Origin of the sequence: Corynebacterium uterequi, from assembly GCF_001021065.1 — a bacterium.
GTDB classification, from domain to species: domain Bacteria; phylum Actinomycetota; class Actinomycetes; order Mycobacteriales; family Mycobacteriaceae; genus Corynebacterium; species Corynebacterium uterequi.
In genome coordinates, this window is record NZ_CP011546.1 from 945,501 (window position 1) to 971,110 (window position 25,610).

Genomic DNA, 25,610 nt, shown 5'->3' on the forward strand with positions numbered 1-25,610 from the left:
GTGACTAACCCCGATACTCCGTCATATCGCGCCAGGCCAGTTGCTCGCGACGGTCTTCGGCCACCGGCGGGAGGACGAAGATGTGAGCGACGTCGGCCCGCGGCTCCAGGCGCACGTAGTTGTGCTCGCCCCACGTGTACTGGGCGCCGGTGATGAGGTCGCGGACACCGAAGTAGCCCGGCTTGCGGCCGATGGCGTCGAAGTCGATGTGGACCGTGCCCTCCTGCGGCCAGTAGGAATCCAGGTTCACGACGACGAGGATCGTGTCACCGGTGATCGGGTCTACCTTGGAGTAGGCGAGGATCTGGTCGTTGTCCACCTCGTGGAACCGTAGGGTGCGCAGCTGCTGCAGCGCCGGATGGTCTCGGCGAATCTGGTTGAGCAGGGTGATATACGGCTCCAGGGAATCCCCGTTGGCGAGCGCGGCGTCGTAGTCGCGGTAGCGGATCTGGTACTTCTCGGAGTCCAGGTACTCTTCGCTGCCCGGGGCCACCGGCACGTGTTCGAAGAGTTCGTAGCCGGAGTACACCCCCCAAAGGGGGGAAAGCGTGGCGGCGAGGGCTGCCCGAAGAGCAAACATCGCCCGCCCACCGGTCTGCAGGGACTCGTGGAGAATGTCCGGAGTGTTGACGAAGAGGTTGGGGCGGGAGACATCAGCGGCATCGCGGATCATCTCGCCGAATTCGATGAGATCCTCCTTCGACGTCTTCCACGTGAAGTACGTGTAGGACTGGGAGAACCCGGCCTTGGCAAGACCGAACAGGCGTGCCTGACGGGTGAAGGCCTCGGCGAGGAAGATGACCTCCGGGTGATTCTCGTGGATCTTGGCGATGAGCCAGTGCCAGAAGTTCGCCGGCTTGGTGTGCGGGTTGTCGACGCGGAAGGTGTGGACCCCGTTGTCGATCCAGAACTCGACCACGCGCAGGACCTCGTTGTAGATGCCTTCCGGGTCGTTATCGAAGTTGATCGGGTAAATGTCCTGGTACTTCTTCGGCGGGTTTTCCGCGTAGGCGATGGTACCGTCGGCGAGAACCGTGAAGAACTCCGGGTGCTCAGCGGCCCACGGGTGGTCCGGGGCGGCCTGGAGCGCAAAGTCGAGGGCCACCTCAAGGCCCAGTTCCTCGGCGCGGGCGATCATCGCCCGGAAGTCGTCCATGGTGCCCAGGCGCGGATGGGTGGCGTCGTGCCCACCGTCGGCGGAACCGATGGCCCACGGCGAGCCGACGTCCTCCGGATCCGGGGTGAGAGTGTTGTTGCGGCCCTTGCGGTTGATCTCGCCGATGGGGTGGATGGGCGGGAAGTACACGGTGTCGAAGCCCATCCGGGCGACGCGCTCCAGCGCGACGGCGGTGGTAGCGAAGGTGCCGTGCTCACCCTCGGCGCCGGTGGAGCGGGGGAAGAGCTCGTACCAGGAGCTGAAGCCGGCCTTGGCGCGCTCTACCTTGACCTCGTGGACCTCGCCCTCCACGAGGAGGTCGCGCAGCGGGAATTCGGCGAGCAGCTCGGCGACGTCGGCGCTGAGGCCCACTTCAAGCCGGGCGTTGAGATCGAGGGCGTCGTTGCGCAGGTCTTCCGCGGCCCCGAGCAGAAGGGGACGCTCGCTGGCGGGAACGCCCTTGGCGGCTCGCTCGAACAGGGAGGCGCCGTGCAGCAGGTCGTTGGACATGTCGACGGCAGATTGGCCGGCGTCACGCTTCTTGACGACCGCGTTGCGCCAGGTGGCGACGACGTCGGACCAGGCGTCGATCCGGAAGGACCACAGGCCCACCTCGTCGGGAACGAACACGGCGTGGACATTATCCGGGATGTAGCGTTCCGGCTGCATGAGGATCCGCTCGACTGCCCCGGCGGGGGAGAACACGTTGAGGGTGGCGGCTATCGCATCGTGACCCTCGCGCCAGACGAGCGCGGAGACGGGCACAACCTCGCCGACGACGGCCTTTGACGGCAGCGCGCGGTGAGATACGACGGGGCGGACATCATCGATACCGAGACGACCGATCATGGTTTTTCCCTTTCCTAGAGCATGGGGGTGTGCCCCCAAGATTATCCCAGCTGTGTCACATCCACCGGGATTCTAATTTTCAGTCACAATGGTGGGGTGAGCACTGAAGCACAAGCACTGATCGATTTCCAAGGCGTTTCCCTGCGGCGCGACGGCGCCGTCCTCGTGGGGCCGCTCGACTGGCAGGTGCTGCCGGGTCAGCGATGGATCATCGTCGGGCCGAATGGCGCCGGCAAGACCTCCCTAGTCCGCATCGCCGCCGCAGAGGAATACCCCAGCACCGGCGAAGCCACCATCCTCGGAGAACGCCTCGGCAAGACCGACATGCGGGATCTGCGCACCTTGATCGGCATGTCCTCGGCCGCGTTGGCGCACCGCATCCCGGAGGATGAAAAGGTCGGCGACCTGGTCATCTCGGCCAGCTACGCGGTCTTGGGACGGTGGTTGGAGGATTACGACGAGGTTGACGAGCACCAGGCCGTGGCGATCCTTGAACAGGTGGGGGCCCTGCACCTGGTGGACCGACGGTGGGGCACGCTCTCCGAGGGCGAGCGCAAGCGGGTGCTTATCGCTAGGGCGATGATGGTGAACCCGGAGCTGCTCATCCTCGACGAGCCAAGCGCCGGCCTGGACCTCGGCGGCCGTGAGGACCTGGTCGCCTACCTGTCGGAATTGGCGAACGATGAGGACGCCCCCGCCATCGTCATGATTACCCACCATGTCGAGGAGATTCCCGCGGGCTTCACCCACGCCATGCTGCTCGACGAAGGCGGCGTCGTTGCCCAAGGCCCCATCGAAGAGGTGCTCACGAGCGAGCATCTCACGGCGACGTTCCACCAGCCCATCGAGCTCTCACGCGTTGGGGACCGCTACTTCGCCCGTCGTCGCGCACGCCGAGGCGCCCACCGCAAGTAGGTGTCGGATATGGCGTCCGGGGCGTTGTCGAGCGATGCCGGAGACAGGATCGACCACACCGATCTCACCGGTTACCACGGCGGCCGGCTGGCCGCGACGGTGATCCTCCTCCGCGACGGCGCAACCGGATTGGAAGTGTGGGTTCAAGAACGGGTTACCACCATGCCCAACTACCCCGGGGTGACCGTGTTCCCGGGAGGCGGGGTGGACCAGCGCGACTTCCCCGCCCGTTCCTGGGACTCCGGTTCGCTGTGGTCTGGCCCCTCCGTTGTTTCCCTGGCCCGACGCCTGGGCACTACGAAGTACAAGGCCCACGCCCTCATGTTCGCTGCGGTACGCGAGCTGTATGAAGAAGCGGGCACGCTGTTGGTGACCGACGCCGCCGGTGATCTCCTCTCGGACGCCTCCGAACTGCACGAAGAGCGCGAAATGCTCATCACCCACCGCCGGTCACTGACCGAGGTCTTGCAGCGCCACCACCTCCGGGTACGAAGCGACCTGCTTTTGCCGTCGGCACGCTGGGTCGGTCAGTCCGAGAACGGCACCTGGTTTGACACCTTTTCCTTCGTTTCCCGCCTTCCCGTCGGACAAAGCCCGGACGGGTTCACCTCAGAGGCCGACGACGCCAACTGGTTCTCCCCTCAACTGCTCATCGACGGTTGGCGGGCGGGCCTCGTCCGATTGGTGTTACCCACGTGGGCGCAGTTGTCCCAGCTGACGCGCTATGACAGCGTCGACGAGGTGCTCGCCGCGGCCCGCAACGCGGATCTCAACCCGGTGATCGGGGAGCCGGTGGAGCCGGACTATCATGAGTTTTTCGCCCATACCCCGGAGGATAGGATCGGTAACTACCGTGGCTTTTACAGCCGATGAGCTGGACTTTGTGCTGCGGAACGAGGTGAACCCGGATGGCTTTGCCCTCACTAAGCGGGCGGCCTTCGACGACGCCCGACTCGCCCGCGAGCGCTACGGGGCCTTCGGCCGCGCGGCCCTGGAACTGCTCACCGCCCGCGCCGCGGGGAAGGTGCCGGACAACTGGTTGGTGGATTCGGAAGCCGCCCAACAGGCCACCCCGCCGCCGGTAGCCGCCGAGCGGGCGGCGCGCCTGGCCGGGTACCCCATCCACGACGTCACGTGCTCGGTGGGCACGGAGGGACGTTTCATCGACGGCCCGTGGATTGGCAGTGACCTGGATCCGATCAGGGTGCGGATGGCCGCCCACAATCTGCCGGGCCGGCTCGTCCTGCGCGCCGACGCACTCCACCCCGTGTCCCGGGGGTGCGTCATCGTAGCGGATCCTGCGCGACGCTCGGGCGGGCGTCGCCTGAAGGACACGATCCCGCCGCTTCCCGACCTCTTCGCCGCGTGGCCCGACACCGAGATGGCGATTAAGTGCGCGCCGGGCATTGACTACTCCGGATTCGACGGCGCGGTGGTGGTGTCGAGCGTCGACGGCGGGGTCAAGGAAACGTGCCTGTACACGCCGGGGCTGGCACGGCCCGGGGTCCGCCGCGAGGCGATCATCCATCGGGAAGGTCGCTGCGATCGGCTCGACGACACGCTGCCGGACGACGTTCCCGCCGCTGCTCCGGGGCGTTACATCCTCGATCCGGATGGAGCCATCGTGCGCGCCGGGCTGGTGCGGCACTTCGCAGCCCGGGAAGGACTGTGGCAGCTCGACGAGCGGATCGCCTACCTCACCGGCGACACCATCCCCTCCGGGTATTCCGGCTTCGAGTTCCGCGAGCAGGTTCCCCTCAAGCGCTTGCGCTCGGCCTTGGCTAGACACGACGCCGGGCGCGCGGAGATCCTGGTGCGCGGGGTCGACGTCGACCCCGACGCATTGCGCGCCCGGCTGAAGCTCCGCGGATCAACGGCCGTCACCATCGTCTGCACCCGGATTGGGCGCGACGGCGTAGCCCTCATCTGCGGACCGCGGGAGTTTACTCCTTAACGATGCCGTAGGAGCTGTGCTTGGAGACCGTCCGCTCCTCGCCGCCGTGGAGGTCGCCCTCGACGAGGTAGAAGTCGATCTGGAACCGGCTCTCATCGAAGGTGTACACCGCGAAGGTCTGCACCTCGGACTGGCGGTAGTTGGAGTGCTTGTAGTCGAACTTCGGGGACTTCTCGGGCTGCTCGGCAACGTCGAACAGGCCGTTCCACTCCTCGACGTCGGCGTCGGTCATCCAGTCCAGCTTCGGGCGAACCTTGTGGACGTGGTCGGCGCCCTTCTGGTAAATCGCATCGTAGGTTTTCGTGCCGGAAGTGTTCGGGATGACGTACGTGACGCCCTTGGGGTTGACGTGGTACTCAACGCCGTCGATCTCGCGCTTCTCGGTCTCCTCCACGTCACCGTAGGAGAAGTCGTCCGGGGTGTAGACGAGGGACTTGGTGCGGGTCAGGTTGTGATCGTGGCCCTGGAGGACGACGTCGACGCCGAGCTCGTCGGCTAGTTTGACGAAATCTTCACGGGTGACCTGAACGTCCTCGTCCTGGAGAGAGTGGTAGGACGCGGAGTACACCGGCTTGTGATAGGCCATGATGATCCAGTCGGCGCCGTTCTCGCGCGCCTTGGCGATGTCGGCCTTGGCCCACTCCATTTGGGTCTTGCCGATGGCGCCGCCCTCGGGGTTGTCCTCGGACTCCTCGTTGTCGTTGGTGTTAAGCACCACGAAGTGTGCGCCCGAGTGGTCGAAGGAGTAATAGGAGCCGCCGGAGATGGCGTCGTTGGTAACGGGCACGTTGGTGTGCTCGTTGAAGGCGGTCTCGTCGCTGGTATCGAGGAAGCGGAGGCCGTATTCGTCGTGATTGCCCGGGGCGTACGCGTGCGGCAGGTTCATGTTCTGCTCGCGGGACATGTCAAGGTTGTCCACCCACTCGTCTTCCACCTGGGCGGTTTCGACGAAGTCGCCGGTGTGCAGCGCGAAGTCGGCGTCGGGGGCGACCTCCATGGCGTGAGCCAAGGTGTCCGCGCCGTAGGCGGCTTCGTTGTTGACGTTGGCGTTCCAATACGCGTTCTGGGTGTCGGTGTACTGGATGAACTGGGTCTTCTCACTGCCCTCGGCGGCAGTGCGGAAGGAACCGGTCTCGGTCAGGCCTTCGGCCTCGCTGCCCAGCTGGTAGTAGTACTGCGTGTCCGGGGCCAGGCCAGTGGCCTCGGCCTTATAGACGTGTTCCGTGACGTCCTGCAGCTCCAGGTACGCCAGCTCGGAGCCATCAGAAGTCCACTTGGTGTTGTCGCGAGTGATCTGCTCGTCGGTGAAGTAGCCTTTGACTTCCTCGGGCTTGCCGTTGTCGTCGAGGAGGAACTCGCCTTCGTCGTCGGTGGTGACGGCGGCGTAGATGTAGAAGCCGTCCTTGTCGCGCTCAACATACTCGGAGGTGACTTCCTCGACCTTTGCCGGGAACTCCTTCGCCTGAGACATGTCCTTGTTGGTGGATACACGGACGATGCCGTCATCGAACTTGTCGGTCGTGTACCAGTTGAAGTTCATCTGGGTGGCCGGGTCCTCGGAGATGGACATCGACACGCGGTTCGGCTCGTTATTCGGCTCGACGGGCGCGACTTCCGGCTTCTCGTCCTGAAGGGTGATGAGGTCGAGGCCATTCTTTTCGCCGTAGACCGGATCCACCTCCGACTTTTCGGAGGCGGAAGCGGCGGTGGCGGAGGTGGACGCGGCGGAGGAGGAAGCGGGTGCGGACTGCTCGGTATTGCAGGCAGTGAGAACGGTAGCGGAGGCGGCCAGTGCGAGGATCGCCTTCATTGACTTCTTAGACCACAACGTCATTAGATCATTCCTGTTCAATAGCAATTTACTGGACAGTTTCTGATTGTGGCCTAAGAAGATGACGTGACCCCTTCGCCTAGATGACTACCGGGTGAATATTCGGTGTTGGATGTTCATCTAGGTAGCGATCGCGTTAATTCCGTGGGCTTTAAAGATGTCAACGACATGGTGGACGCTCTCGCGGGTCGGCGGGAGCACGCCGTCAAGCTCATACTCCATACCCAGGGTGTGCCACTTATCGGCGCCCATGTTGTGGAAGGGAAGGACCTCCAGGCGTTCGACGTTCGGCCACCGAGAAACGATCTGCGCGACCTTTTCCACGTTCTCGTCGGAATCCGTCAGGCCGGGAACGAGCACGAAGCGGACCCACACTCGCTTATTCAGGGCCGAAAGACGATCGCCGAAGGCGATGGTCGGTGCCAGGTCCCGGGACGTAACGCGGCGGTACAGCTCCTCGTCGCCCGACTTGACGTCGAGCAGCACCATGTCGATGTTCTCCAGATCCTCGTCCGTCAGCCGAGACCCAAGGTAACCGGAGGTATCGATGCACGTGTGCACGCCCATCTCGTGTGCCCCGGCGAGAATGCGTCGGGTGAACTCGATCTGGAACAAGGGCTCGCCGCCGGAAATGGTCAGGCCGCCATTGGAGGCCTTGAAGACGGGCTGCATACGCTTAATGCGCTTAAGGACGTCCTCGACCTTCTCGACCGTGCCCTCTTTCATGCCCATTGTGTCTGGGTTGTGGCAATACAGGCAGCGCAATGGGCAGCCCGACATGAAGATAGTCATCCGGGTACCCGGCCCATCGACGGCGGTGACCATCTCCCAGGAGTGCACGAGGCCGGCGGAGCCGGACCGCCGGGCGGCGAGGAGGTCGGTGCGGGAGGCTTCAAATTCCGGCGAGCCTAAGCCGATCGCCGCGCCCCGATGGCGAATGCCGTCGCTGGGGGCGATGGTCACGCTACCGGTGACACCATCAGCCATGATGTTCCTTTCACTTTCTTGATGAAGTCTTAATATGCCAAGCGCCGCGCAGCCCGCAAGGGCCCGCGGCGTTGGTGCGAGGGTTGGACTCTTATGCCTTCTGGTGGAAGGTGCGGTCCAGGACGTCGAGCTGCTGCTCGCGGGTGAGCTTGACGAAGTTCACGGCGTAGCCGGAGACGCGAACGGTGAGGTTCGGGTACTTCTCCGGGTGCTCCATGGCGTCCTTGAGGGTGTCCTCCTCAAGAACATTGATGTTGGCGTGGTACAGGCCAGACTCCATGTTGTTCGCGGAACGGTTGGCCTTCATCGAAGCGAGACGCTCGTCGAAAGTCTTGGTAGCCATGGGTTATTCTCCTTCTTCTTCCATGATGAAACCGGCGTCGAGAACGCCGACGAGGTTGGTGACCTGCTCGTCCTTGGAACGGCCCAGGCCAGTCGGGGTGATGGTGTTGGTCAAGGAGATGCCGTCGAGGGCATCCTTGTAGTCGAGCTTGCCGACGGAGAGCATGGAGGCAACCATGCCGTGGGTGTCGGCACCGTTCTCCGGGTTTGCGCCCGGGCTGAACGGGGTTCCAGCCTGGTGACCGGACGGGAACGCGCCGGTCGCCTTGCCGTACACCACGTTGGACGTGATGGTCAGGACAGACTGGGTCGGGATGGCGTCGCGGTACATCGGGATGGCCTTGATCTTCTCCATCACGGTGTGAACGATGGTCGCAGCGATATCATCGGCACGGTCATCGTCGTTACCGTAGCGGGGGAAGTCACCTTCGGTGACGTAGTCCACTACCAGTCCGGTCTCGTCACGCACCGGGGTGACGGTGGCGTACTTGATGGCGGACAGGGAGTCTGCCACGATCGACAGACCGGCGATACCGCAGCCCATAGTACGCACGATGTTGGAATCGTGCAGCGCCATCTCGATCGCCTCGTAGGCGTAGCGGTCATGGCAGTAGTGGATGATGTTGAGGGCTTCGACGTAGGTTCCGACAACCCAGTCCAGCATGTCCTCGTACTTCTGCCAGACTTCGTCGAAGTCCAGCGGGCCGTCGCCCTGGACGGGCTGGAACTCGCCCTCGCCGGTGATCTGCTTGCCGGTCACCTCGTCGCGGCCGCCATTGATGGCGTACAGCAGCGACTTTGCGGCATTGACGCGGGCGCCGAAGAACTGCATCTGCTTGCCCACGCGCATGGGGGAGACGCAGCAGGCGATGGCGGCGTCGTCGCCCCACTGGCCGCGGATCTGCTCGTCGGACTCGTACTGAATGGACGAGGTCTCGATGGAGATCGCGGCGCAGAACTCCTTGTAGCCTTCCGGAAGCTGCGGATCCCAGAAGATGGTGATGTTCGGCTCCGGGGCGGGGCCCAGGTTGCGCAGGGTCTGCAGCAGACGGAAGGAGGTCTTGGTGACCTGCGGGCGACCGTCGGAGGAGAAGCCGGCGTCAGACCAGGTGGCCCAGTAGGGGTCACCCGAGAAGATCTGGTCGTAATCCTCGGTGCGCAGGAAGCGGACGATGCGCAGCTTGATGACGAGGGAGTCGATGATCTCCTGGGCATCGGTCTCGGTGAGGACACCGTTCGCGAGATCGCGCTCAAAGTAGATGTCGAAGAACGGGGAGAGGCGGCCGATGGACATGGCAGCACCGTCCTGGGACTTCACCGCGCCGAGGTAGGCGAAGTAGGTCCACTGAACGGCCTCATGGGCGTTGGCGGCCGGACGGGAGATGTCGAAGCCGTAGGACTCCGCCATCTTCTTCAGCTTCTTGAGGGCCTTGATCTGCTCGGAGTGCTCCTCGCGGTAGCGGGCCCAGTGCTCAGAGAAGCCCTCGGCGGCCGGAGCGTTCTTGGCAGCTTCCTTGTCCTCGATGAGCCGGTCGACGCCGTAGAGGGCGACGCGACGGTAGTCGCCGATGATGCGGCCGCGACCGTAGGCGTCCGGCAGGCCGGTGATGATGTGCGAGGAGCGGGCCGCACGGATGCGCGGGGTGTAGATGTCGAAGACCGCATCGTTGTGGGTCTTGCGGTAGCGGGTGAAGATCTTCTGGACGTCTTCGTTGACTTCCTTGCCCGCCTCGCCGATCGCCTGGCGGACCATGCGCCAGCCGCCGTTCGGCATCATCGCACGCTTGAGCGGGGTGTCGGTCTGGAGGCCGACGATGACGTTGTCGTCCTCGCTAATGAAGCCGGGCGCGAAGGCATCGATATCGCTGGGGATGTCGGTGTCGACGTCGTAGACGCGACGCTGGCGCTCGACGGAGAGATAGTTCTTTTCCAGGTGGTCCCACACGCGAAGAGTCTTCTCGGTGGGGCCGGAGAGGAAGGACGCGTCGCCGGTGTAAGGCGTGTAGTTGCGCTGAATGAAGTCGCGCACGTCGACGGACGTCGTCCAGTCTCCCGATTCGAAGCCTTCCCAGGCGTCGATCTGAATGGCTTGGGTCACAATGCCTACCTTCGTTGATCGATTAAGTTCGCCGCCATGTGGTAATGGCGCGTACGTCGATCAGTCTAGTAACCGGACCGTGAAGTTCCCACTTCCATTGGTAATCCCTTTTAAAATTGCCCCCTCATAGGGGGTAGGAGTGTGACCTGTCGAACAATAATAGACACATTTGGGCGCTCGCTACAGTATGGTAGCCCGACCTAGTAGCATGGTGTAGCTCTGAATTATCCACCAAAAGTTTGCTAGGAAAGGTGACAGCCTCATGCCCACCGCAGTAGTGCTCGTCAAGCACGTTCCGGACACCTGGTCCGTGAAAACCCTCGAAGCGGATCACACCCTGGACCGAGTTTCCGTGGATGCCGTCATTGACGAAGTCAACGAATACGCCATGGAGCAGGCTCTGCGCCTGAAAGATGCCGACCCGTCCCTGACCGTGGTGGCGGCGACGATGGGCCAGGCTAGTGCCGACGAAGCCCTTCGCAAGGCCCTGGCGATGGGAGCTGACGACGCAGTGCGTCTCAGCGATGAAGGCCTCGCCGGCTCCGACGCGATCGCGACTGCGTGGGCCCTGACGAATCTCCTGTCCACTATCGACGACGTTCAGCTCGTCATCACCGGCGCGCAGTCCTCGGACGGCGAAACCGGGCTGGTGCCCGGGCTCCTGGCCGAGTATCGGCAGGTACCGGCCTTGACCGGGGTACACAGCCTGCGGATTGACGGCTCCGACGTGGTGGGCGTCCGCGATGACCAGCGAGGCACCTGGGAGCTTAAGGCCGCGCTGCCCGCATTGGTGTCCGTTACTGATAAGGCGGATAAGCCGCGCTACCCGAACTTTAAGCGGATGAAGGCGGCCAAGGCCCACGAGATTACGGTCCGAGACCTCGCCGGCATCGGAGTGGACCCGGCCCAGGTGGGCTTGGCGGCCTCAGCTACCCGAGTCACCGCGGCGACCGTCCTCCCGGAGCGTACGGCCGGCGACATTATTAATGGCACCAACGCCGAGCAGGCAGCGGTCCAGATCGCCGATTTCCTCGCCGCCAAAGGCCTGATCTAACTCCGAACAGAAAGGAACACAACTGATGTCTCACGTATACGTTCTCGTTGAACACGACGGTGAGAAGCTCCTCGACGTCACGGGGGAACTCATCACGGCCGCCCGGAGCTTGGGCGTTGTATCGGCCGTCGTCGTCGGCGCTTCGGCGCAACCCTTCGCCGCCGAGCTTGCTGCTCTGGGCGCGGAGCAGATTATCGACGCTACCGCGCCGGATTACGCTACTCGTTTCCTGCTGCCGGAGGTCGATGCCCTGCACGCCCTGGGGGCTGCGAACCCGGCGCCCATCGTGGTAGCCGCCACCCCCACCGGCAATGAAATCGCCGGGCGCCTCGGGGCCCGCCTGGCCTCCGGCATCCTCGCCGATGTGGTGGCGATTCACCCGGATCGCAGCGCCACCCACCGTCTCTTCGGCGGCACCGTGGAGACCGTCGCCGTCGTCGGCGGTACCTGCCCGATCTACACCTTGCGACCGGGTGCCGTCGCCGTCGATCCCCGTCCCGCCGCGGGTGCCGTCGCCGAGATGGCACTGCCGGCCGCCACCGCGCGCGATGTCAGCGTTGTCTCCTTCACCCCCGCCGAGCGTGGTGACCGCCCCCCGCTGGGCAGCGCGAAGGTCGTCGTCGCCGGCGGGCGCGGAGTGGGTTCGGCGCAGGCCTTCGCCGACGTCGTCGAGCCGCTGGCCGACGCGCTCGGCGCCGCTGTGGGAGCAACCCGCGACGCTGTCGACGAGGGCTACTACGCCGCCGCCATGCAGATCGGGCAGACGGGTGAGACCGTTTCTCCCGACCTGTACATCGGCCTCGGTATTTCCGGCGCTATTCAGCACCTGTCCGGGATGCAGACGGCGGGCACCATCGTCGTGGTGAACCAGGACCAGGACGAACCTTTCTTCAAGATCGCGGATTTGGGGGTAGTTGGCGACCTCCACGACATCGCCCCCGCGCTGACCGCCGAGCTGGCGAAGCGGGCCTAAATGTCCTATTTCGATCACGCTGCGACGACTCCGATCCGGCAAGTCGCGATAGACGCCTGGTTGGAATACGCGGGCGCTTTCAACCCGGGATCGGCGTATAGCTCGGGGCGTCGAGCCCGCTCCGTCCTCGACGACGCCCGCGAGCGCATCGCCTCGCTCATGGGGGCGGAGCCCATTGAGGTGATCATCACCGCCTCCGGCACGGAGGCCGACAACCTCGCCGTCCAAGGCCTCTTCCGGGCTAGCCCCCGCGCACGGATCGTGACCACCGCGATCGAGCATCCCGCGGTCGGGGAGACGGTGCGGGCCCTGACCGACGACGTCGACATCCTGCCCGTCGGACGAAGCGGGCACATCACCGACCTGTCCGCCCTCGACACTCCGGCCGCTGTGGCCGCAGTCATGCTGGCGAATAACGAGACCGGAGCCATTCAGCCCGTCGAGGAGATTGTCGAGCGGGCTACCGCTGTGGGGACCCCCGTTCACGTCGACGCCGTCCAGGCCGTGGCCAAGGTGCCGATCGATTTTCACTCACTGGGAGCGACCACGCTGGCCAGTTCCGCGCACAAGTACGGCGGCCCCCGCGGGGTGGGTTTCCTCTTGGCGAAACGCTCACCGGCGCCGTCGGCGGTGCTCCACGGCGGCGGTCAGGAGCGCGGCGTGCGCCCCGGGACCGTTGACGTTGCCTCCGCCGCGGCGATGGCCGCCGCACTCACCGAGGCGATCGCGGAGCGAGAGGCGGAAAACGCTCGCGTATCGACGTTGCGGGAGCGGCTGGTGGCCGGTATACGCGCGGCCGTTGACGATGTCATTATCAACACCGTCGAACCAGCTCTGCCCGGACACGCGCACCTGTCCTTCCCGGGTGCGGATGGCGACAGTCTTATTATGCTGCTCGACGCCGCGGGGATCGAAGCCTCGACCGGGTCTGCCTGTCACGCCGGCGTCAATCGCATGTCGCACGTGCTGGAGGCCATGGGCGTCGGACCTGCGGAGGGCCTGGGCTCACTCCGGCTGACTCTGGGGCCCGCGACTCGGGAGGAAGATATCGCCGAGCTGGTGGCGGTACTTCCTGGCATCGTCGACCGGGCGCGGGCGGCAGGCCAGCGTTAGCTGGTCAACCAGCCAGGGTCCGCTACTCGGGCGGGGACGGCACCTCCTAGGAGGCGGCGGCGAAGCTCGTCGGTCAAGTCTAACGGCTTGTTGCTAGCGAGGAAGATGACGTTGCCATAACGTCGGCCCTTGAGCATCGGAGGGTCGGCGATGGCGTCGACGTGTGCGAATACTCGGCGCAGCGCTCGCGCCTCGGCCCTCGCCTCGGCGAGCCCGGCATGGGATCCGCAATTCGCCACGTAGAGGCCGCCGTCGACCAATGCCGCCGAGGCCGCCCGATTGAAGTCCTCGGTGCTCAGGTCCGCAGGCGTCGTCGCCCCGGCGAACACGTCGCGGACCATGACCTCCCGGCTGGCCGGATACATTCCGCGGGTGACCTCCCCGGCCTCGCCGACCCGGATCTTCACCCGAGGTGCACGGGGAATATCGAACTGCTCGCGAGCCAATTGGGCGAGACGGCCATCGATCTCCACCACCGTGTTGCGTGAAGAGGGCCATAATGCTGCGAAATAGCGCGCAAGGGTGCAGCCGGCGCCGCCTAGGTGAGTCAACCGGATCCGCTTGGTATCAAAGCGCCGTTCGGCGATGTCTTCAACGGCCCACGCAATCCAGCGCATGTATTCAAATTCCAACTCCAGCGGCTTGCCGGGCACGATGTGGGAGCTCAGCGCGCCATTGACCTCCAGGATGTACCCATCGCCTCGGAATTCGTCGCGGCGAATCTCGGCGGTACCGGTATCGATGTCGTAACGCCCCTCGCTGGGCAGCGGATTCTGTGCGGCCATGGAATCCATCTTGTCACGGGCCGCGATGGGTGAGGTTGGTTGCACCCGCCAGGCTCGCTTAGGGTGGGACGCATGCGAGTTCTGGCGGCAATGAGTGGCGGTGTCGATTCTTCCGTGGCTGCGGCACGTCTGGTCGACGCCGGCCACGACGTCGTTGGCGTTCACCTGGCCTTGAGCCAAGACGCCCAGCAGACCCGGCAGTCGGCCCGGGGGTGCTGCTCTCTGGAAGACTCCGCTGATGCCCGACGGGTATGCGACAAACTCGGGATTCCCTTTTACGTCTGGGACTTCTCCGACCGCTTCCGTGAGGAGGTCATCGGGGACTTCATCGATTCCTACGCCCGCGGCGAGACCCCCAATCCCTGCCTCCGTTGCAACGAGAAGATCAAGTTCGCCGCCTTACTTGACCGAGCCTTGGCGTTGGGATTCGACGCGGTGGCAACCGGGCATTACGCGGTCGTCGACGACGATGGGTATCTCCGCCGCAGCCCTGATCACCTCAAGGACCAGTCCTACGTCCTCGGGGTCCTGGAGGCGCACGAGTTGGCACATTGCCTGTTTCCGGTGGGGGACACGCCGAAGCCGCAGATCAGGCAAGAGGCCCGCGCTCACGGCCTGGCAACGGCGTCGAAGCCAGACTCCTACGACATCTGCTTCATTCCGGATGGGAACACGCAGGCCTTCCTGGGGCGCTCAATCGGGTTGCGGCCAGGGATGATTGTCGATTCTGACGGTACGGAGCTACGTCCGCATGACGGCGCCTTTAACTTCACGATTGGCCAGCGCAAAGGCCTTGATATTAAGGTCCCGGCAGCTGACGGCCGACCCCGCTACGTCACCGGGATCGACGCCGCGACTGGCACCGTTACCGTCGGGCCGCGCGAGGCGCTGCGAGTTCGCAGCATCCGCGCCGACCGCCTCAAGCGGCTCCATCCGGCGATGAGAGGAGCTTTCGACTGCCAGGTGCAGGTCCGCGCCCACGGTTCCGTCGTGGATTGCACGGCGAACATCGACGGTGACACTGTGGTGCTCTCTCTCCATGAGCCTCTCGACGGCGTCGCTCCCGGCCAGGCCGCGGTGCTTTATTTGCCCTGCGATGACGGTGTGGGCGATATCGTTCTCGGCTCCGGTACCATCTGCGAGACCGCCGCGTGAGTCGCGCGTACGGCTTGGGTCCGTGGCCCGGCAACGACGTCCTAGAGGCCGCCGACGTCATCGTCAGCGAGACTGGTGACCTGCCCCACCTACCTCTTATCGGCGGCGATGCGGTCGGACGTACCGGAGCGATGCTGCCGTTAGCGCTGGATCGCTCAACCCGGGCCTGGCAGCTATGCGCGCGGCCGCAGCGAGCCGGGCGCCGGGAAGTGGATCGCCTGCTTCGCGACCTCGACGTGTGTGAGGCCATGTGGGGGACACGCGAGCTGGTCAAGATCCAAGCGGTCGGCCCGTGGACTTTGGTTGCGGCGATGGAGCTTCCGAACGGTCATCGGGTGATCACCGACCCCGGTGCGACGCGTGAGGTGGCTGAGGCGCTCGTGGAGGGAATACGTGAGCTGGCGGCTTCAGTACGACGGCGGTTCCAGGCGGCAACGATGGTTCAGGTGGATGAGCCACTGCTCGCTGAAGTGATGTCCGGGTCCCTGGCAGGGGTGACCCGTTTCGAGACCATCCGATCGGTGCCAGATGCGGCCGAACGACTCCGCGAAGTGGTCGACGGTGTCGGCACCGTCGTCGCGGAGGTGACGCTCGGAGTCCGAAGCTCCGATGCACCCTGGCAGGCGATCATCGATTCCGGCGTGAGCGGCGTTGTGTTCGATTCCTGTGAGGTGCGTGGAACTCAGGTGCTAGATGCAGTGGCGGCGATGCTGTCAGCGGGAGTGCGCCCGTCATTGGCGATGACATCTTCCGATGCGCGGGCTGAAGCGATCCGCTTAGCTCGATTTTTTGACGAGTTGTCGCTGCCTCGTACGTTATTGACCGGGACAGATGTGCACGCCGGCGATGTTCGAAGGCTCGGTGCTGCTCAGGTGGGCCGGCGGTACGCGGCAGCGCGCGAGTGTGCTGCAATCCTGGAGCGCGACGCCGGGGATCTGTGATTTCTATCACAATGGGATGCGAAATCCTGTTCGGGTAGCTATTCTGGGGTTATCGAACAGATAATCGAGGTATCTCAGGGGGAAGTGCCGTGACAGGGCAACTCGACTACGTGCAACGACTACGGGACTATCGGTCCGCACATGATGGGGCATATTTCAGCGTGAATTCCGCCGACCCGGCGGCCGTGCAATACCGTGCCATGAAGGCCGCATCCAACAGCTTCTGGGCGGCGCACATGCCCTCGTTGGAGGACGACATCGAGCTGGTGATAGCGGATCTTCACCGGGTCACCGGATTGACCGCGCGCGCCATCGAAGGAGCGCTGTTCGGGTTCCTCCGGTTGGCCGAAATGCCGTGTCTGAGTCTGGTCCAGGAGGACACACAGGTCTTAGACCGGACCTACGTCGCTGCCATCGACGAATGTCTCTGCCTGGTGACCGATGCGGCAGTGCTCGCCGAGATTGACTATCGCTTAGCCCGCTACCTCACTGCCCGGACTCCCAACCAGGACTTTCCATCGGTGTCGCGCGTGCGTCGTCGCATTCGGGAGATCATCCGTCAGTTGCTGCCCGACGAGTCCGAGAAGGATCCGCCAGACTCTCCCGCTGAGCCCAAGGTGTGGGTGAATCATCAGGATGACGGAACTAGTCTGGTGGAGATCATCCTGCCTACCGACCGTGCAGTGGAGTTCGACGAGCTCCTGCGCACTCGTGCCCGAGCTCTCGGGGGCAGCAAAATCGACGCCTTTCTCGATATCCTCGCTTCCACCACCGTCACCTCGGTCACGCTGAATGTGTATCGCGCCCACGACGTCCCGGACGCACCGGCCTTCATTTTCGGTGCCGGCTGGCTCAACGCCGCTGTGTCGCGCCGTCTAGCGGAGCGGGTCACCAAGGTCCGCGACATGGACGAGGTCGCGGACAAGACCTCCCGGGCTTATCACACGCCCGACGACATCCGCGCTTATGTAACTGGAAGAGATGGGACGTGCCGGATGCCCGGCCACAACCGTCGGGCGGACACCTGTCAGATGGACCACGTGGCTGAGTTCGACGCGGGTGGCCGGACTCGAGCCAGCAACATCGAGTCCCTCTGTCAACGGCATCACAATATGAAGACCGATGGCCGGGTCATGACGGTGATGTTCGAGGACGGCGTCATCCTGTGGCTCTTCGCTGACGGGCGATGGGAGACCACGGAGCCGGAAGGACCGCTCGCTCCGCGGCAACGCCGGTGGGTGAGGACCTTTGGTCAGCGGATGGCCGGCCGACGGGCGCCTAGCTTTGCATAGGCCAGGCCGTAGAGACCCGGGAGGCGTCCTTACCGTGGGACGTAAGGTACTTCCGCATGCTTTCGGCGAGTTCGTAGAATCCAACAGCCTGGAACTCCATGAGTTCGTCCATGCTTAGCTCAGCGAGCTCGGGGTACTCCCGGACCAGCTTCCACGCCACTCGGGCAGCGGCTAGGGCATCGGCCGTGGCTTCGTGAGCGTTGTCGAGGCCAACGCCGTAGTGGCGTGAGACATCGCTCAGCGTCCGGCGGCCTTTGCGGTAGCGATCCTTGATCCGGTCCACGGTGAACGGATCAAAGACCGGTCCCGTGACGGTGAAATCGCCTGTCAACTGCCGCAGCACCGTGAGATCATAAGGAGCGTTGTAGACGACGAGCACAAAACCGGCCTCCCACCCCGTTTGGATGCGCTCCACCGTCTCCGCCAGAACCTCGTCGTGGGGGCGGCCTTCCGCGCGTGCCTTCTCAGTGCTGATGCCGTGGACCGCTGTGGCCTCCGCCGGGATCTCCACACCCGGGTCGGCGAGCATCTCGATCTTCTCGGTGTGGCTCCCGTTGATGGTCACCAGAGCGCTCGTGACGATGCGGGCCTCTTTGGGGTCGGCTGAAGTGGTTTCCAGATCGAAGGAGAGCATGCGCGAGGCATCGAAATTGGTCATGCGAATCAGCGTAGTGCGCCTCGCTACACTGGGGTCGCGTGACTGACATTCGCGCTACGTGGGAACGCCTCGCTGAGGACGTCCGCCGCCACAGAGCGGCCTACTATGCCGGCGAGCCCAGCATCCCGGACGCCGACTTCGACATTCTCTTCCGGCAGCTCATGGACCTGGAAGCCGCCCACCCTGAGCTAGCAGTACCTGACAGCCCCACCCAGCAAGTGGGGGCACCGTCGCCTGAAGAGTCGACTTTCGAAAACGTCGAACACCTCGAACGCATGATGAGCCTCGACAACGTGTTCAGCGCAGAGGAGCTGGCCGACTGGCTCCTGCGCACCCCGGCTGAGGCCTACGTCACCGAGCTTAAGGTAGATGGGGTCTCCATCGATCTGGTCTACCGCGATGGTGAGCTGGTCCGCGCCGCCACGCGGGGCGACGGTCGGGTCGGCGAGGACATTACCGCCAACGCACGGGTCATCACCGACATACCGCACCGGTTGGTGGGGTCACCGCCGCCATTGCTGGAGGTTCGTGGGGAGGTGTACATTCGCCCGGAGGACTTCCCGGGCATCAACGCCCAGCGAGTGGAGTCAGGTAAGCCGGCTTTCGCCAACCCCCGCAATACCGCTGCTGGAGGTCTCCGGCAGAAGTCCACCGCCGATGTCCGAGCCCGAAAACTACACTTTGTTGCGCACGGCCTCGGAGCCCGGGAAGGGTTTGAGGCCACCAGTCAGCACGCCGCCTACGACGCTCTGGCGTCCTTCGGCCTTCCGGTCTCGCCGTACACGGAGCTGGTATCAACCGTCGAGGACGTCCAACGCAAAGTAGCGTACTGGGCGGATCATCGGCACGACGCCGAATTCGAGATGGACGGGGTAGTCATCAAGGTCGATGACCTGGCGGCCCAACGCGGCTATGGTGCGACGTCACGGGCTCCGCGCTGGGCGATTGCCTACAAGTACCCGCCGGAGGAAGTGACCACCAAGCTCAAGGACATTCAGGTCAGCGTCGGCCGTACTGGTCGCGTCACGCCCTTCGCCATGCTAGAGCCGGTGTTCGTTTCCGGATCGACGGTGTCCATGGCCACGCTTCATAATCCCACCGAGGTGAAGCGAAAGGGGGTCTTCATCGGGGACACGGTCGTCGTGCGAAAAGCGGGGGAGATCATCCCGGAGATCCTCGGGCCGGTGGCGGAGCTACGGGACGGCACGGAGGTAGAGTTCGTCTTCCCCGCTGAATGCCCCAGCTGTGGTGCCACTTTGGCGCCGCAGAAGGAGGGGGATGCGGATTGGCGTTGCCCCAACACGCGTTCGTGTCCCGCCCAGTTGTCGGCGCGGCTGGAGTATCTAGCCGGCCGCGGCGCCTTCGACATCGAGGCCCTGGGGGAGAAGGGTGCCCGGGACTTGATCGCTGCAGGAGTCCTTGTGGATGAGGCGGGCCTGTTCGATCTCACGGAGGAGGATCTCCTGGCCTCGTCGGTGTACACGCGGCGGAAGTCCGCCAAGAAAGAAGACGAGGGTCGGCTCGTCGTCAACGAGGCCGGGCGCAAGCTTCTCGCCAACCTGGAACAGGCCAAACAGGTGGAGCTATGGCGGGTCATCGTCGCATTGTCGATCCGCCACGTGGGACCATCGGCGGCGCGGGCGCTTGCCACACGCTATGGTTCCCTCGCCGCGGCGCGCGACGCCGACGTCGAAGACCTGGCAGGGACCGACGGGGTGGGGCGGGTGATTGCCGAGAGCTTCAAGCATTGGTTCGACGTCGACTGGCACCGGGAAATCGTTCGCCGATGGGCCGCAGCGGGGGTTCGGATGGAGGAAGACTCCACGACTCGCGTCGAGCAGACGCTGACGGGGCTGACGATCGTTGTGACCGGCACCCTGGAGGGCTTCACGCGTGACGGCGCGAAGGAAGCGATCGTCGAACGCGGCGGCAAAGCAACCGGCTCGGTGTCTAAGAAGACGGATTACGTCGTGGTGGGTGCCAACGCCGGATCGAAGGAGCAGAAGGCCCGCGACCTCGGGATCCCCATTCTTGACGAGGCCGCGTTCGGAGAGTTACTCGCTAGCGGCGCAGTAGCCGGCCGGTAATGAGGGCGAGGTTTCCCAAGTGGGTGACCTCGGAGGACAGGAAGTCCGGCCCGCCGACGCGGCCGATAACGAGGACATAATCGGTATCGGCTAGCGGGCAGGCGGCCAGAGCGGTGTCCAAGACGGCCCAGGATTCGGGGATCCACGCTTCCGTCTCCGGGTGGAGGATGCGGGCAGTGCTCACCGCAATGTCCTCGGGCACCGTCCCATCCTCCTCCGGTGCGGCGGCCGAGGCGGCGACGCGAGAGACCGGCCCTCGGGTGTCGAGGATGATCGCCCACGAGGCGGTAACCGTGTGGGGGAAGGCGGCAACCGCGTCGTCGAGCACCCGTGAGGTGGCGATACCAGCCAGCATCTCAATTTGTCCGCGGCGGTCGACCCTCCCCGAGAAGGGACGGATGGAGTCCACCTCCGCGCCGGGAACGGAGTCGACGGCGGTGATTAGCGTGTCTGCCATGGCGGGCTTGGGTAAATCGACCACGATGTCGTCCGTGACCGTGCCGTGCGGACTGGTTTCGACGATGTCCACCGATTGGATGTTGGCGCCCACCATTCCGAGAGCCTCGGCGAGAGCGCCGAGGTTGCCGGGCTCGTCAGGAAGTTGAACTCGAAGCAGGTAAGACATGACACCTCACAGAGGTAGTTGTTTTGTGCTCCTCGCCAGTCTACCCGGCCCGGGATTGGCGAAGACTGTGCAGTACGATATGGCAGACAGTAGATAGTACAACCGACTACGCGCAAAGGAATTGGTTACTGTGCCTGAGATCACGCGTGATGAGGTGGCTCACCTCGCGAAACTCTCCCGGCTCGCGCTGAGCGACGAGGAGTTAACCCACTACGCCGAGCAAATCGACCAGATCGTCGCGACCGTGTCGGCCGTGCAGAACGTCGACACAGCGGGCATTACCCCGATGAGCCACCCGCACGCCATTCCGGCGCAGATGCGCGAGGACGTCGTCGTGCCGCGACTCACCGCCGAACAGGCTCTTGACCAGGCTCCGGCCTCGGATGAGCAGCGTTTCACCGTTCCGCAGATCCTGGGAGAGGGAGAGTAATGACCACCTACACCACCCCGGAGTCCGGTCTCACCTCGATGACCGCCGCCGACCTCGCCACGAAGATCCACTCCCGGGAAGTCAGCTCCCGGGAGGTTGTCCAGGCGCACCTAGACCGGATCGCTGAGGTTGATGACACCATCGGCGCGTTCCTCCACGTCGGTCCGGAACAGGCGCTGGCCGCGGCTGATGCCGTCGACGCCTCTCTCGCCGCTGGCGAGGCGCCGGCATCGCCGCTGGCCGGCGTCCCGCTGGCGCTGAAAGACCTGTTCACCACCACCGACGCCCCGACCACGGCGGCGTCGAAGATGCTGGAAGGCTACCTGAGCCCGTACGACGCGACTCTGACCACCAAGCTCCGCGAGGCGGGCATTCCCATTCTGGGTAAGACCAACCTCGACGAGTTTGCGATGGGATCCTCCACCGAAAATTCGGCCTACCAGGTCACCCGCAACCCCTACGACCTGGATAAGACGCCGGGCGGCTCCGGCGGTGGCTCCTCGGCGGCACTGGCCTCGGGGCAGGCCCCGTTGGCTATCGGCACCGACACCGGCGGCTCCATTCGCCAGCCGGCCGCGTTGACGGGCACGGTCGGCGTGAAGCCCACGTACGGCACCGTGTCCCGCTACGGTCTCATCGCTTGTGCCTCCTCGCTGGACCAGGGCGGGCCAACGGCGCGCACAGTGCTAGACACGGCGCTGCTCCACGAAGTAATCGCGGGCTATGACCCCATGGACGCTACCAGCGTGAATCGGCCGGTCGCGCCGGTCGTTGAGGCGGCCCGGGAGGGCTCGCGAGGCGACCTCACCGGCGTGCGCATTGGCTTGGTCAAGCAGTTTGACCGAGACGGCTGGCAGCCGGGCGTGCTCGAGCGCTACCACGCGGCGGTGGAAACCCTCGTCGAGGCTGGCGCGGAGACCGTCGAGGTGGACTGCCCTCACTTCGACGATGCACTGGCCGCGTACTACCTCATCCTGCCCTGTGAGGTGAGCTCCAACCTGGCTCGCTTCGACGGCATGCGCTACGGCCTGCGCGTGGGCGACGACGGCACCCACTCCGCCGAGCAGGTCATGAGCCTGTCGCGCTCCGCGGGCTTCGGCCCCGAGGTGAAGCGTCGCATCATGCTCGGTACCTATGCGCTCAGCGTCGGCTACTACGACGCCTACTACCTCCAGGCCCAGCGCGTTCGTAGCCTCATCGCGCAGGACTTCGCCGCCGCCTTCGCTAAGGCGGACGTCCTGGTGTCTCCGACGACGCCGACCACCGCCTTCAACCTGGGCGAGCGTGGCGACGACCCGTTGGCCATGTACAACTTCGACCTGGCGACGCTGCCGCTGAACCTGGCGGGGCTGTGCGGCATGAGCGTGCCGAGCGGCCTAGCTGCGGATACGGGGCTGCCGACGGGTCTTCAGATCATGGCGCCGGCCTTCCAGGACGATCGACTCTACCGCGTCGGCGCGGCCTACGAGGCGCGTATGCAAGATTAAAAAAGTCTCACGAAGCGTTCATGGTCATTTCATTGCCGCCACCGATACTGGGTAGAGACAGCCCGTACGTCGGAAAGGAATTACGATATGACCATGACAATGGACGCCCCTCTCAACGAGGCTGCCACCGGACCGCGTCGGACGCTGCCGCTGCCCGGTCGGATTCAATTCTCCTATAACACTCGCTTCACTTCCGCGAAGGTGGCGGCCAATCCGCAGGCCTACCATCTCGTTGCCGGTGAGGACGTCGTCCCGACCCCGGGTGACATCGTCATCGCAAAGGTGACGGAGATCCGTAATCACCGGCGTGTGGAGACGGAAGTGTCCCGCAAGGCCATCCTCTACCGGGAGGCCCTCGTTGCCCTGGCCTACGGCAACCGCTATGCCGCCGATCAGTTTTTGGCGCACGTTCCGGACTCGCTGGAGAATTGCCACCTCGTCGCCGCGGGCGGCATCGCCGGTACGGTGACCGAGGTCCACTCCAAGCTGGCTGGTCCGACGTCTATCGAGCCGCTTGGCCTGCTTGCCACGGATGACGGGGTTGTCAACCTCATCCAGGATGCGCCGCTCAAGAACCTCCCGGTGGGAGAGGTGGCCTTCGAGCGCCCGGAGGTGCGCGCCATCCTCGGCACCTCGATGAACTCCGGCAAGTCCACCGTCATGAGCTGCACGGTCAACGGCTTGACGAAGTCCGGCCTCAAGGTTGGCGCCGGCAAGATTACCGGCACGGGTGCCGGCAACGACCGGATGCACTACTTCGACGCCGGCGCTCACGAGGTGGTGGACTTCACCGACTTCGGCTACGGCACTACGTTCAAGCTCGACTTTGAGGCGATTCGTGCGCTAACCCTCAACATGATCGAGGTCCTGGGTCGCAATAACGATATTGTTCTGGTGGAGATCGCCGACGGTGTTTATCAGGAAGAAACCGCACGCCTGCTGCGCGACGAGCTCTTCCACAGCAGCGTGGATACGGTGGCGTTTGCTGCCGTCGACGCGCTCGGTGCCCGCGCGGGCGTGCACGAACTGCTCGACGCTGGTCTCAATGTGTCGTGTGCTTCGGGCGTGCTGACCTCGTCGCCGCTGGCGACGGCGGAGGCGGCGGCCGTGCTGCGCCCCGTCGGTGTGCCGGTGATCGGGACCTTCGAGCTGACGCAGCCGGAGGTTGCTACTGGCATCGGTGTTCGAGTCGGTTAGTCGATGCCACTAAAATTCCTCACGGTCCCGAACCGGGTCGACGATCCCATCCGCCAGATGCCCACGGTCTGGGCTGGGGAGCGGCGCGGTCAACTCGTCACCCTCGTGGTGCTGGGCCTGCTTGAAGCAGTCCTTGCTGTCTTGCTGTCGTTGCAGGTTGAGGCTCTTCTCACCCCGCCTCGGGACACGGACTGGTGGGACATCGCCTCTGTCGTTGGGTTCATCGGGGGCATTCTCGCCTCCCGGTGGCTGGAGCGAGTCGTGGCGGAAGCCTTGGGGCAGGGTTACGTGTACGAACAGCGCCATCGCTTGCTCATGTCGGCGATCGGCAGCGTGGAGTACTCGGGTTCGCTCGGGGTGACTGTGACACGAGCGTCGAACGACCTCTCGGCGGTGCGTAACTGGATCGCCTTGGGGATCGTGCCGCTGTTGACCGGCGCGCCCCTAATACTTGTCATCCTCGGTGCGCTGTTTGCGCTCGATCTCCAGATTGGGATGGCGGTGTCCATCCCGCTGGCCGTCGTGCTGCTGCTCATTCCGCTGCTTTCGCGGCTCACCTTGCAACGAGCCCGCGAGCTGCGCCGCCAGCGCGGCCGGATGTCAGCCCGCATCGCGGACACCGTGATGGCGGGGGAGTCCGTGCGCGCTTCTGGGGCGGTGCAGCGCGAGATCAACGCCCTGGATAGGCACTCGCAGCGGGTGGCGGACGCGGCAGTGGACCGGGCGTGGGTGTCGGGGTTTACCCGCTCCCTCACGGCGACGGCGACCTCCGCGTGCACGATCGCGGTGGTGCTGGTGTCCGTCCTGGGCTACACCGATACCGCCTCCGTGGCGTCGACGATGCTCCTGCTGGGAATCCTCACGACACCGCTGACGGATCTAGGCCGGGTAGTGGAGTACCGCCAGAATTTCCGTGCCGCTGCCCGGACGTTGGCGCCGGTGCTCACAGACGCGGACGAGTTCAAACGTGAGGAGCGGCGCCGAGCCAAGGGGTGGACCGGCATGAGCGGCAACGGTGAAGTGGAGATTAAGGGTCTTCAGGTGGCGGGGAGGCTCCTTCCGGACCTTCACGCGATTCCCGGTGATCGGGTGCTGCTCACGGCCACCGACCCGCATCAGCTGCGTGCCACCGTCGCGACTCTGGCGTCGCTCTTCGAAGAGGACGTCGTTCACGTCGACGGCGCCGACCTCGGTCAGGCGCCCGGCAAGTACCGCCGCGAGCTGTTCGGTGTCGCCTCGGAAGCGGTGCCCATCGAACGCGGCAGTGTGCATCGGCTGGCGAGCTTCCGGGCCCCGGGGGCGTCTGAGGACGAGATCAAGGGCGTGCTCGACATCGTCGGGCTTAAGCCGGTGCTCGACGCCGACGAGAAGGGGCTAGCCCGGCAGCTGAAGAACGACGGCCAGCCGTGGACCACGAGTCAGGTCATGCAGCTCAAGGTGGCGCGCGCGATTCTGCGCGACCCGCCGTTGCTGGTCCTTGAGGGAGTGGACAACATCCTTGACGACGACTCTGTGGAGTTGCTGCGTGAGCACCTCATGTACTTCCCTGGCGTCGTGTTGATGGTGACGCCGAAGCCGGAGCGATTGGTCGGCTCGTGGCAGGAGTGGGACGTCGATGGCGTCGAGGTTGCTTATGATCCGCAAGCAGGCAAGGAGGGCCTCGACGAGGACGAGTAGTATG

20 protein-coding genes and 1 pseudogene are annotated in these 25,610 nt (G+C 64.6%); 14 read left to right on the top strand and 7 right to left on the bottom strand.

Annotated features, from left to right (window positions below):
* Positions 1-4: 4 nt before the first annotated feature.
* Entirely contained in the window at positions 5-2,005 is a 2,001-nt protein-coding gene (locus CUTER_RS04435) for a maltotransferase domain-containing protein (RefSeq protein ID WP_047259402.1), read from the bottom strand.
* 96 nt (positions 2,006-2,101) lie between these two features.
* Between CUTER_RS04435 and CUTER_RS04440 the strand changes: the two genes are divergently transcribed.
* The 3 genes from CUTER_RS04440 to CUTER_RS04450 are packed head-to-tail and all read left to right on the top strand — an operon-like array spanning position 2,102 to position 4,874.
* Positions 2,102-2,920 (top strand): ABC transporter ATP-binding protein, encoded by an 819-nt coding sequence (locus tag CUTER_RS04440; RefSeq protein WP_236684764.1) that lies wholly within the window; start codon positions 2,102-2,104, stop codon positions 2,918-2,920.
* A gap of 9 nt (positions 2,921-2,929) precedes the next feature.
* Complete coding sequence (locus tag CUTER_RS04445) at positions 2,930-3,793, top strand: NUDIX hydrolase (RefSeq protein ID WP_047259403.1); 864 nt, start codon at positions 2,930-2,932, stop codon at positions 3,791-3,793.
* Positions 3,774-4,874: a THUMP-like domain-containing protein gene (locus CUTER_RS04450; RefSeq protein ID WP_047259404.1), complete on the top strand. Its 1,101-nt coding sequence runs from the start codon at positions 3,774-3,776 to the stop codon at positions 4,872-4,874. The genes CUTER_RS04445 and CUTER_RS04450 overlap by 20 nt, the downstream gene beginning before the upstream one ends.
* Here CUTER_RS04450 and CUTER_RS04455 read toward each other — a convergent pair.
* From CUTER_RS04455 to pflB, 3 genes and pseudogenes are all read right to left on the bottom strand, one after another.
* A complete protein-coding gene (locus CUTER_RS04455) occupies positions 4,864-6,708 on the bottom strand; it encodes a purple acid phosphatase family protein (RefSeq protein ID WP_047259405.1) in 1,845 nt (614 codons plus the stop codon). The genes CUTER_RS04450 and CUTER_RS04455 overlap by 11 nt on opposite strands.
* 117 nt (positions 6,709-6,825) lie before the next feature.
* On the bottom strand, positions 6,826-7,692 hold the full coding sequence (gene pflA, locus CUTER_RS04460; RefSeq protein ID WP_047259406.1) for a pyruvate formate-lyase-activating protein: 867 nt from the start codon (positions 7,690-7,692) through the stop codon (positions 6,826-6,828).
* A 91-nt stretch (positions 7,693-7,783) separates the two neighbouring features.
* Positions 7,784-10,132, bottom strand: a pseudogene (gene pflB / locus CUTER_RS04470) (formate C-acetyltransferase).
* Positions 10,133-10,394: 262 nt separating this feature from the next.
* Here pflB and CUTER_RS04475 point away from each other — a divergent pair.
* The 3 genes from CUTER_RS04475 to CUTER_RS04485 are packed head-to-tail and all read left to right on the top strand — an operon-like array spanning position 10,395 to position 13,272.
* Complete coding sequence (locus CUTER_RS04475; protein ID WP_047259409.1) at positions 10,395-11,186, top strand: electron transfer flavoprotein subunit beta/FixA family protein; 792 nt, start codon at positions 10,395-10,397, stop codon at positions 11,184-11,186.
* A gap of 25 nt (positions 11,187-11,211) precedes the next feature.
* On the top strand, positions 11,212-12,159 hold the full coding sequence (locus CUTER_RS04480; protein ID WP_047259410.1) for an electron transfer flavoprotein subunit alpha/FixB family protein: 948 nt from the start codon (positions 11,212-11,214) through the stop codon (positions 12,157-12,159).
* Positions 12,160-13,272 carry a cysteine desulfurase family protein gene (locus tag CUTER_RS04485; protein WP_047259411.1) on the top strand — a complete coding sequence of 371 codons (1,113 nt, stop codon included), beginning with the start codon at positions 12,160-12,162 and terminating at the stop codon, positions 13,270-13,272.
* Here the strand turns inward: CUTER_RS04485 and CUTER_RS04490 are convergent.
* The gene (locus tag CUTER_RS04490) at positions 13,269-14,057 is read right to left on the bottom strand and encodes a spermidine synthase (protein ID WP_047259412.1); all 789 of its coding nucleotides are present in this window, start codon (positions 14,055-14,057) and stop codon (positions 13,269-13,271) included. The genes CUTER_RS04485 and CUTER_RS04490 overlap by 4 nt on opposite strands.
* A 72-nt stretch (positions 14,058-14,129) precedes the next feature.
* On the opposite strand from CUTER_RS04490, the gene mnmA reads away from it, so the two are divergent.
* From mnmA to CUTER_RS04505, 3 genes are all read left to right on the top strand, one after another.
* Positions 14,130-15,212 carry a tRNA 2-thiouridine(34) synthase MnmA gene (gene mnmA, locus CUTER_RS04495; protein ID WP_047259413.1) on the top strand — a complete coding sequence of 361 codons (1,083 nt, stop codon included), beginning with the start codon at positions 14,130-14,132 and terminating at the stop codon, positions 15,210-15,212.
* Positions 15,209-16,153, top strand: coding sequence for a uroporphyrinogen decarboxylase/cobalamine-independent methonine synthase family protein (locus CUTER_RS04500; protein WP_047259414.1), 945 nt, complete (start codon positions 15,209-15,211; stop codon positions 16,151-16,153). The genes mnmA and CUTER_RS04500 overlap by 4 nt, the downstream gene beginning before the upstream one ends.
* Positions 16,154-16,314: 161 nt before the next feature.
* A complete protein-coding gene (locus CUTER_RS04505; RefSeq protein WP_144412256.1) occupies positions 16,315-17,445 on the top strand; it encodes an HNH endonuclease signature motif containing protein in 1,131 nt (376 codons plus the stop codon).
* Here CUTER_RS04505 and CUTER_RS04510 read toward each other — a convergent pair.
* The gene (locus CUTER_RS04510) at positions 17,432-18,103 is read right to left on the bottom strand and encodes a 3'-5' exonuclease (RefSeq protein WP_047259416.1); all 672 of its coding nucleotides are present in this window, start codon (positions 18,101-18,103) and stop codon (positions 17,432-17,434) included. The two genes, CUTER_RS04505 and CUTER_RS04510, sit on opposite strands and share 14 nt — an antisense overlap.
* Before the next feature lie 38 nt (positions 18,104-18,141).
* Here CUTER_RS04510 and ligA point away from each other — a divergent pair, with 38 nt between their 5' ends.
* Complete coding sequence (gene ligA / locus CUTER_RS04515; RefSeq protein ID WP_047259417.1) at positions 18,142-20,190, top strand: NAD-dependent DNA ligase LigA; 2,049 nt, start codon at positions 18,142-18,144, stop codon at positions 20,188-20,190.
* Here ligA and CUTER_RS04520 read toward each other — a convergent pair.
* The gene (locus CUTER_RS04520; RefSeq protein ID WP_047259418.1) at positions 20,165-20,815 is read right to left on the bottom strand and encodes an ACT domain-containing protein; all 651 of its coding nucleotides are present in this window, start codon (positions 20,813-20,815) and stop codon (positions 20,165-20,167) included. The two genes, ligA and CUTER_RS04520, sit on opposite strands and share 26 nt — an antisense overlap.
* 130 nt (positions 20,816-20,945) lie before the next feature.
* On the opposite strand from CUTER_RS04520, the gene gatC reads away from it, so the two are divergent.
* The 4 genes from gatC (at position 20,946) to CUTER_RS04540 (ending at position 25,606) form a co-directional block, all read left to right on the top strand.
* Positions 20,946-21,245 carry an Asp-tRNA(Asn)/Glu-tRNA(Gln) amidotransferase subunit GatC gene (gene gatC, locus CUTER_RS04525; RefSeq protein WP_047259419.1) on the top strand — a complete coding sequence of 100 codons (300 nt, stop codon included), beginning with the start codon at positions 20,946-20,948 and terminating at the stop codon, positions 21,243-21,245.
* Entirely contained in the window at positions 21,245-22,732 is a 1,488-nt protein-coding gene (gene gatA, locus CUTER_RS04530) for an Asp-tRNA(Asn)/Glu-tRNA(Gln) amidotransferase subunit GatA (protein WP_047259420.1), read from the top strand. The genes gatC and gatA overlap by 1 nt, the downstream gene beginning before the upstream one ends.
* Positions 22,733-22,819: 87 nt before the next feature.
* Positions 22,820-23,929 (top strand): malic enzyme protein, encoded by a 1,110-nt coding sequence (locus tag CUTER_RS04535; protein WP_047259421.1) that lies wholly within the window; start codon positions 22,820-22,822, stop codon positions 23,927-23,929.
* A gap of 57 nt (positions 23,930-23,986) precedes the next feature.
* Positions 23,987-25,606, top strand: coding sequence for an ABC transporter transmembrane domain-containing protein (locus CUTER_RS04540; RefSeq protein ID WP_047260607.1), 1,620 nt, complete (start codon positions 23,987-23,989; stop codon positions 25,604-25,606).
* The last annotated feature ends 4 nt before the right edge of the window (positions 25,607-25,610 follow it).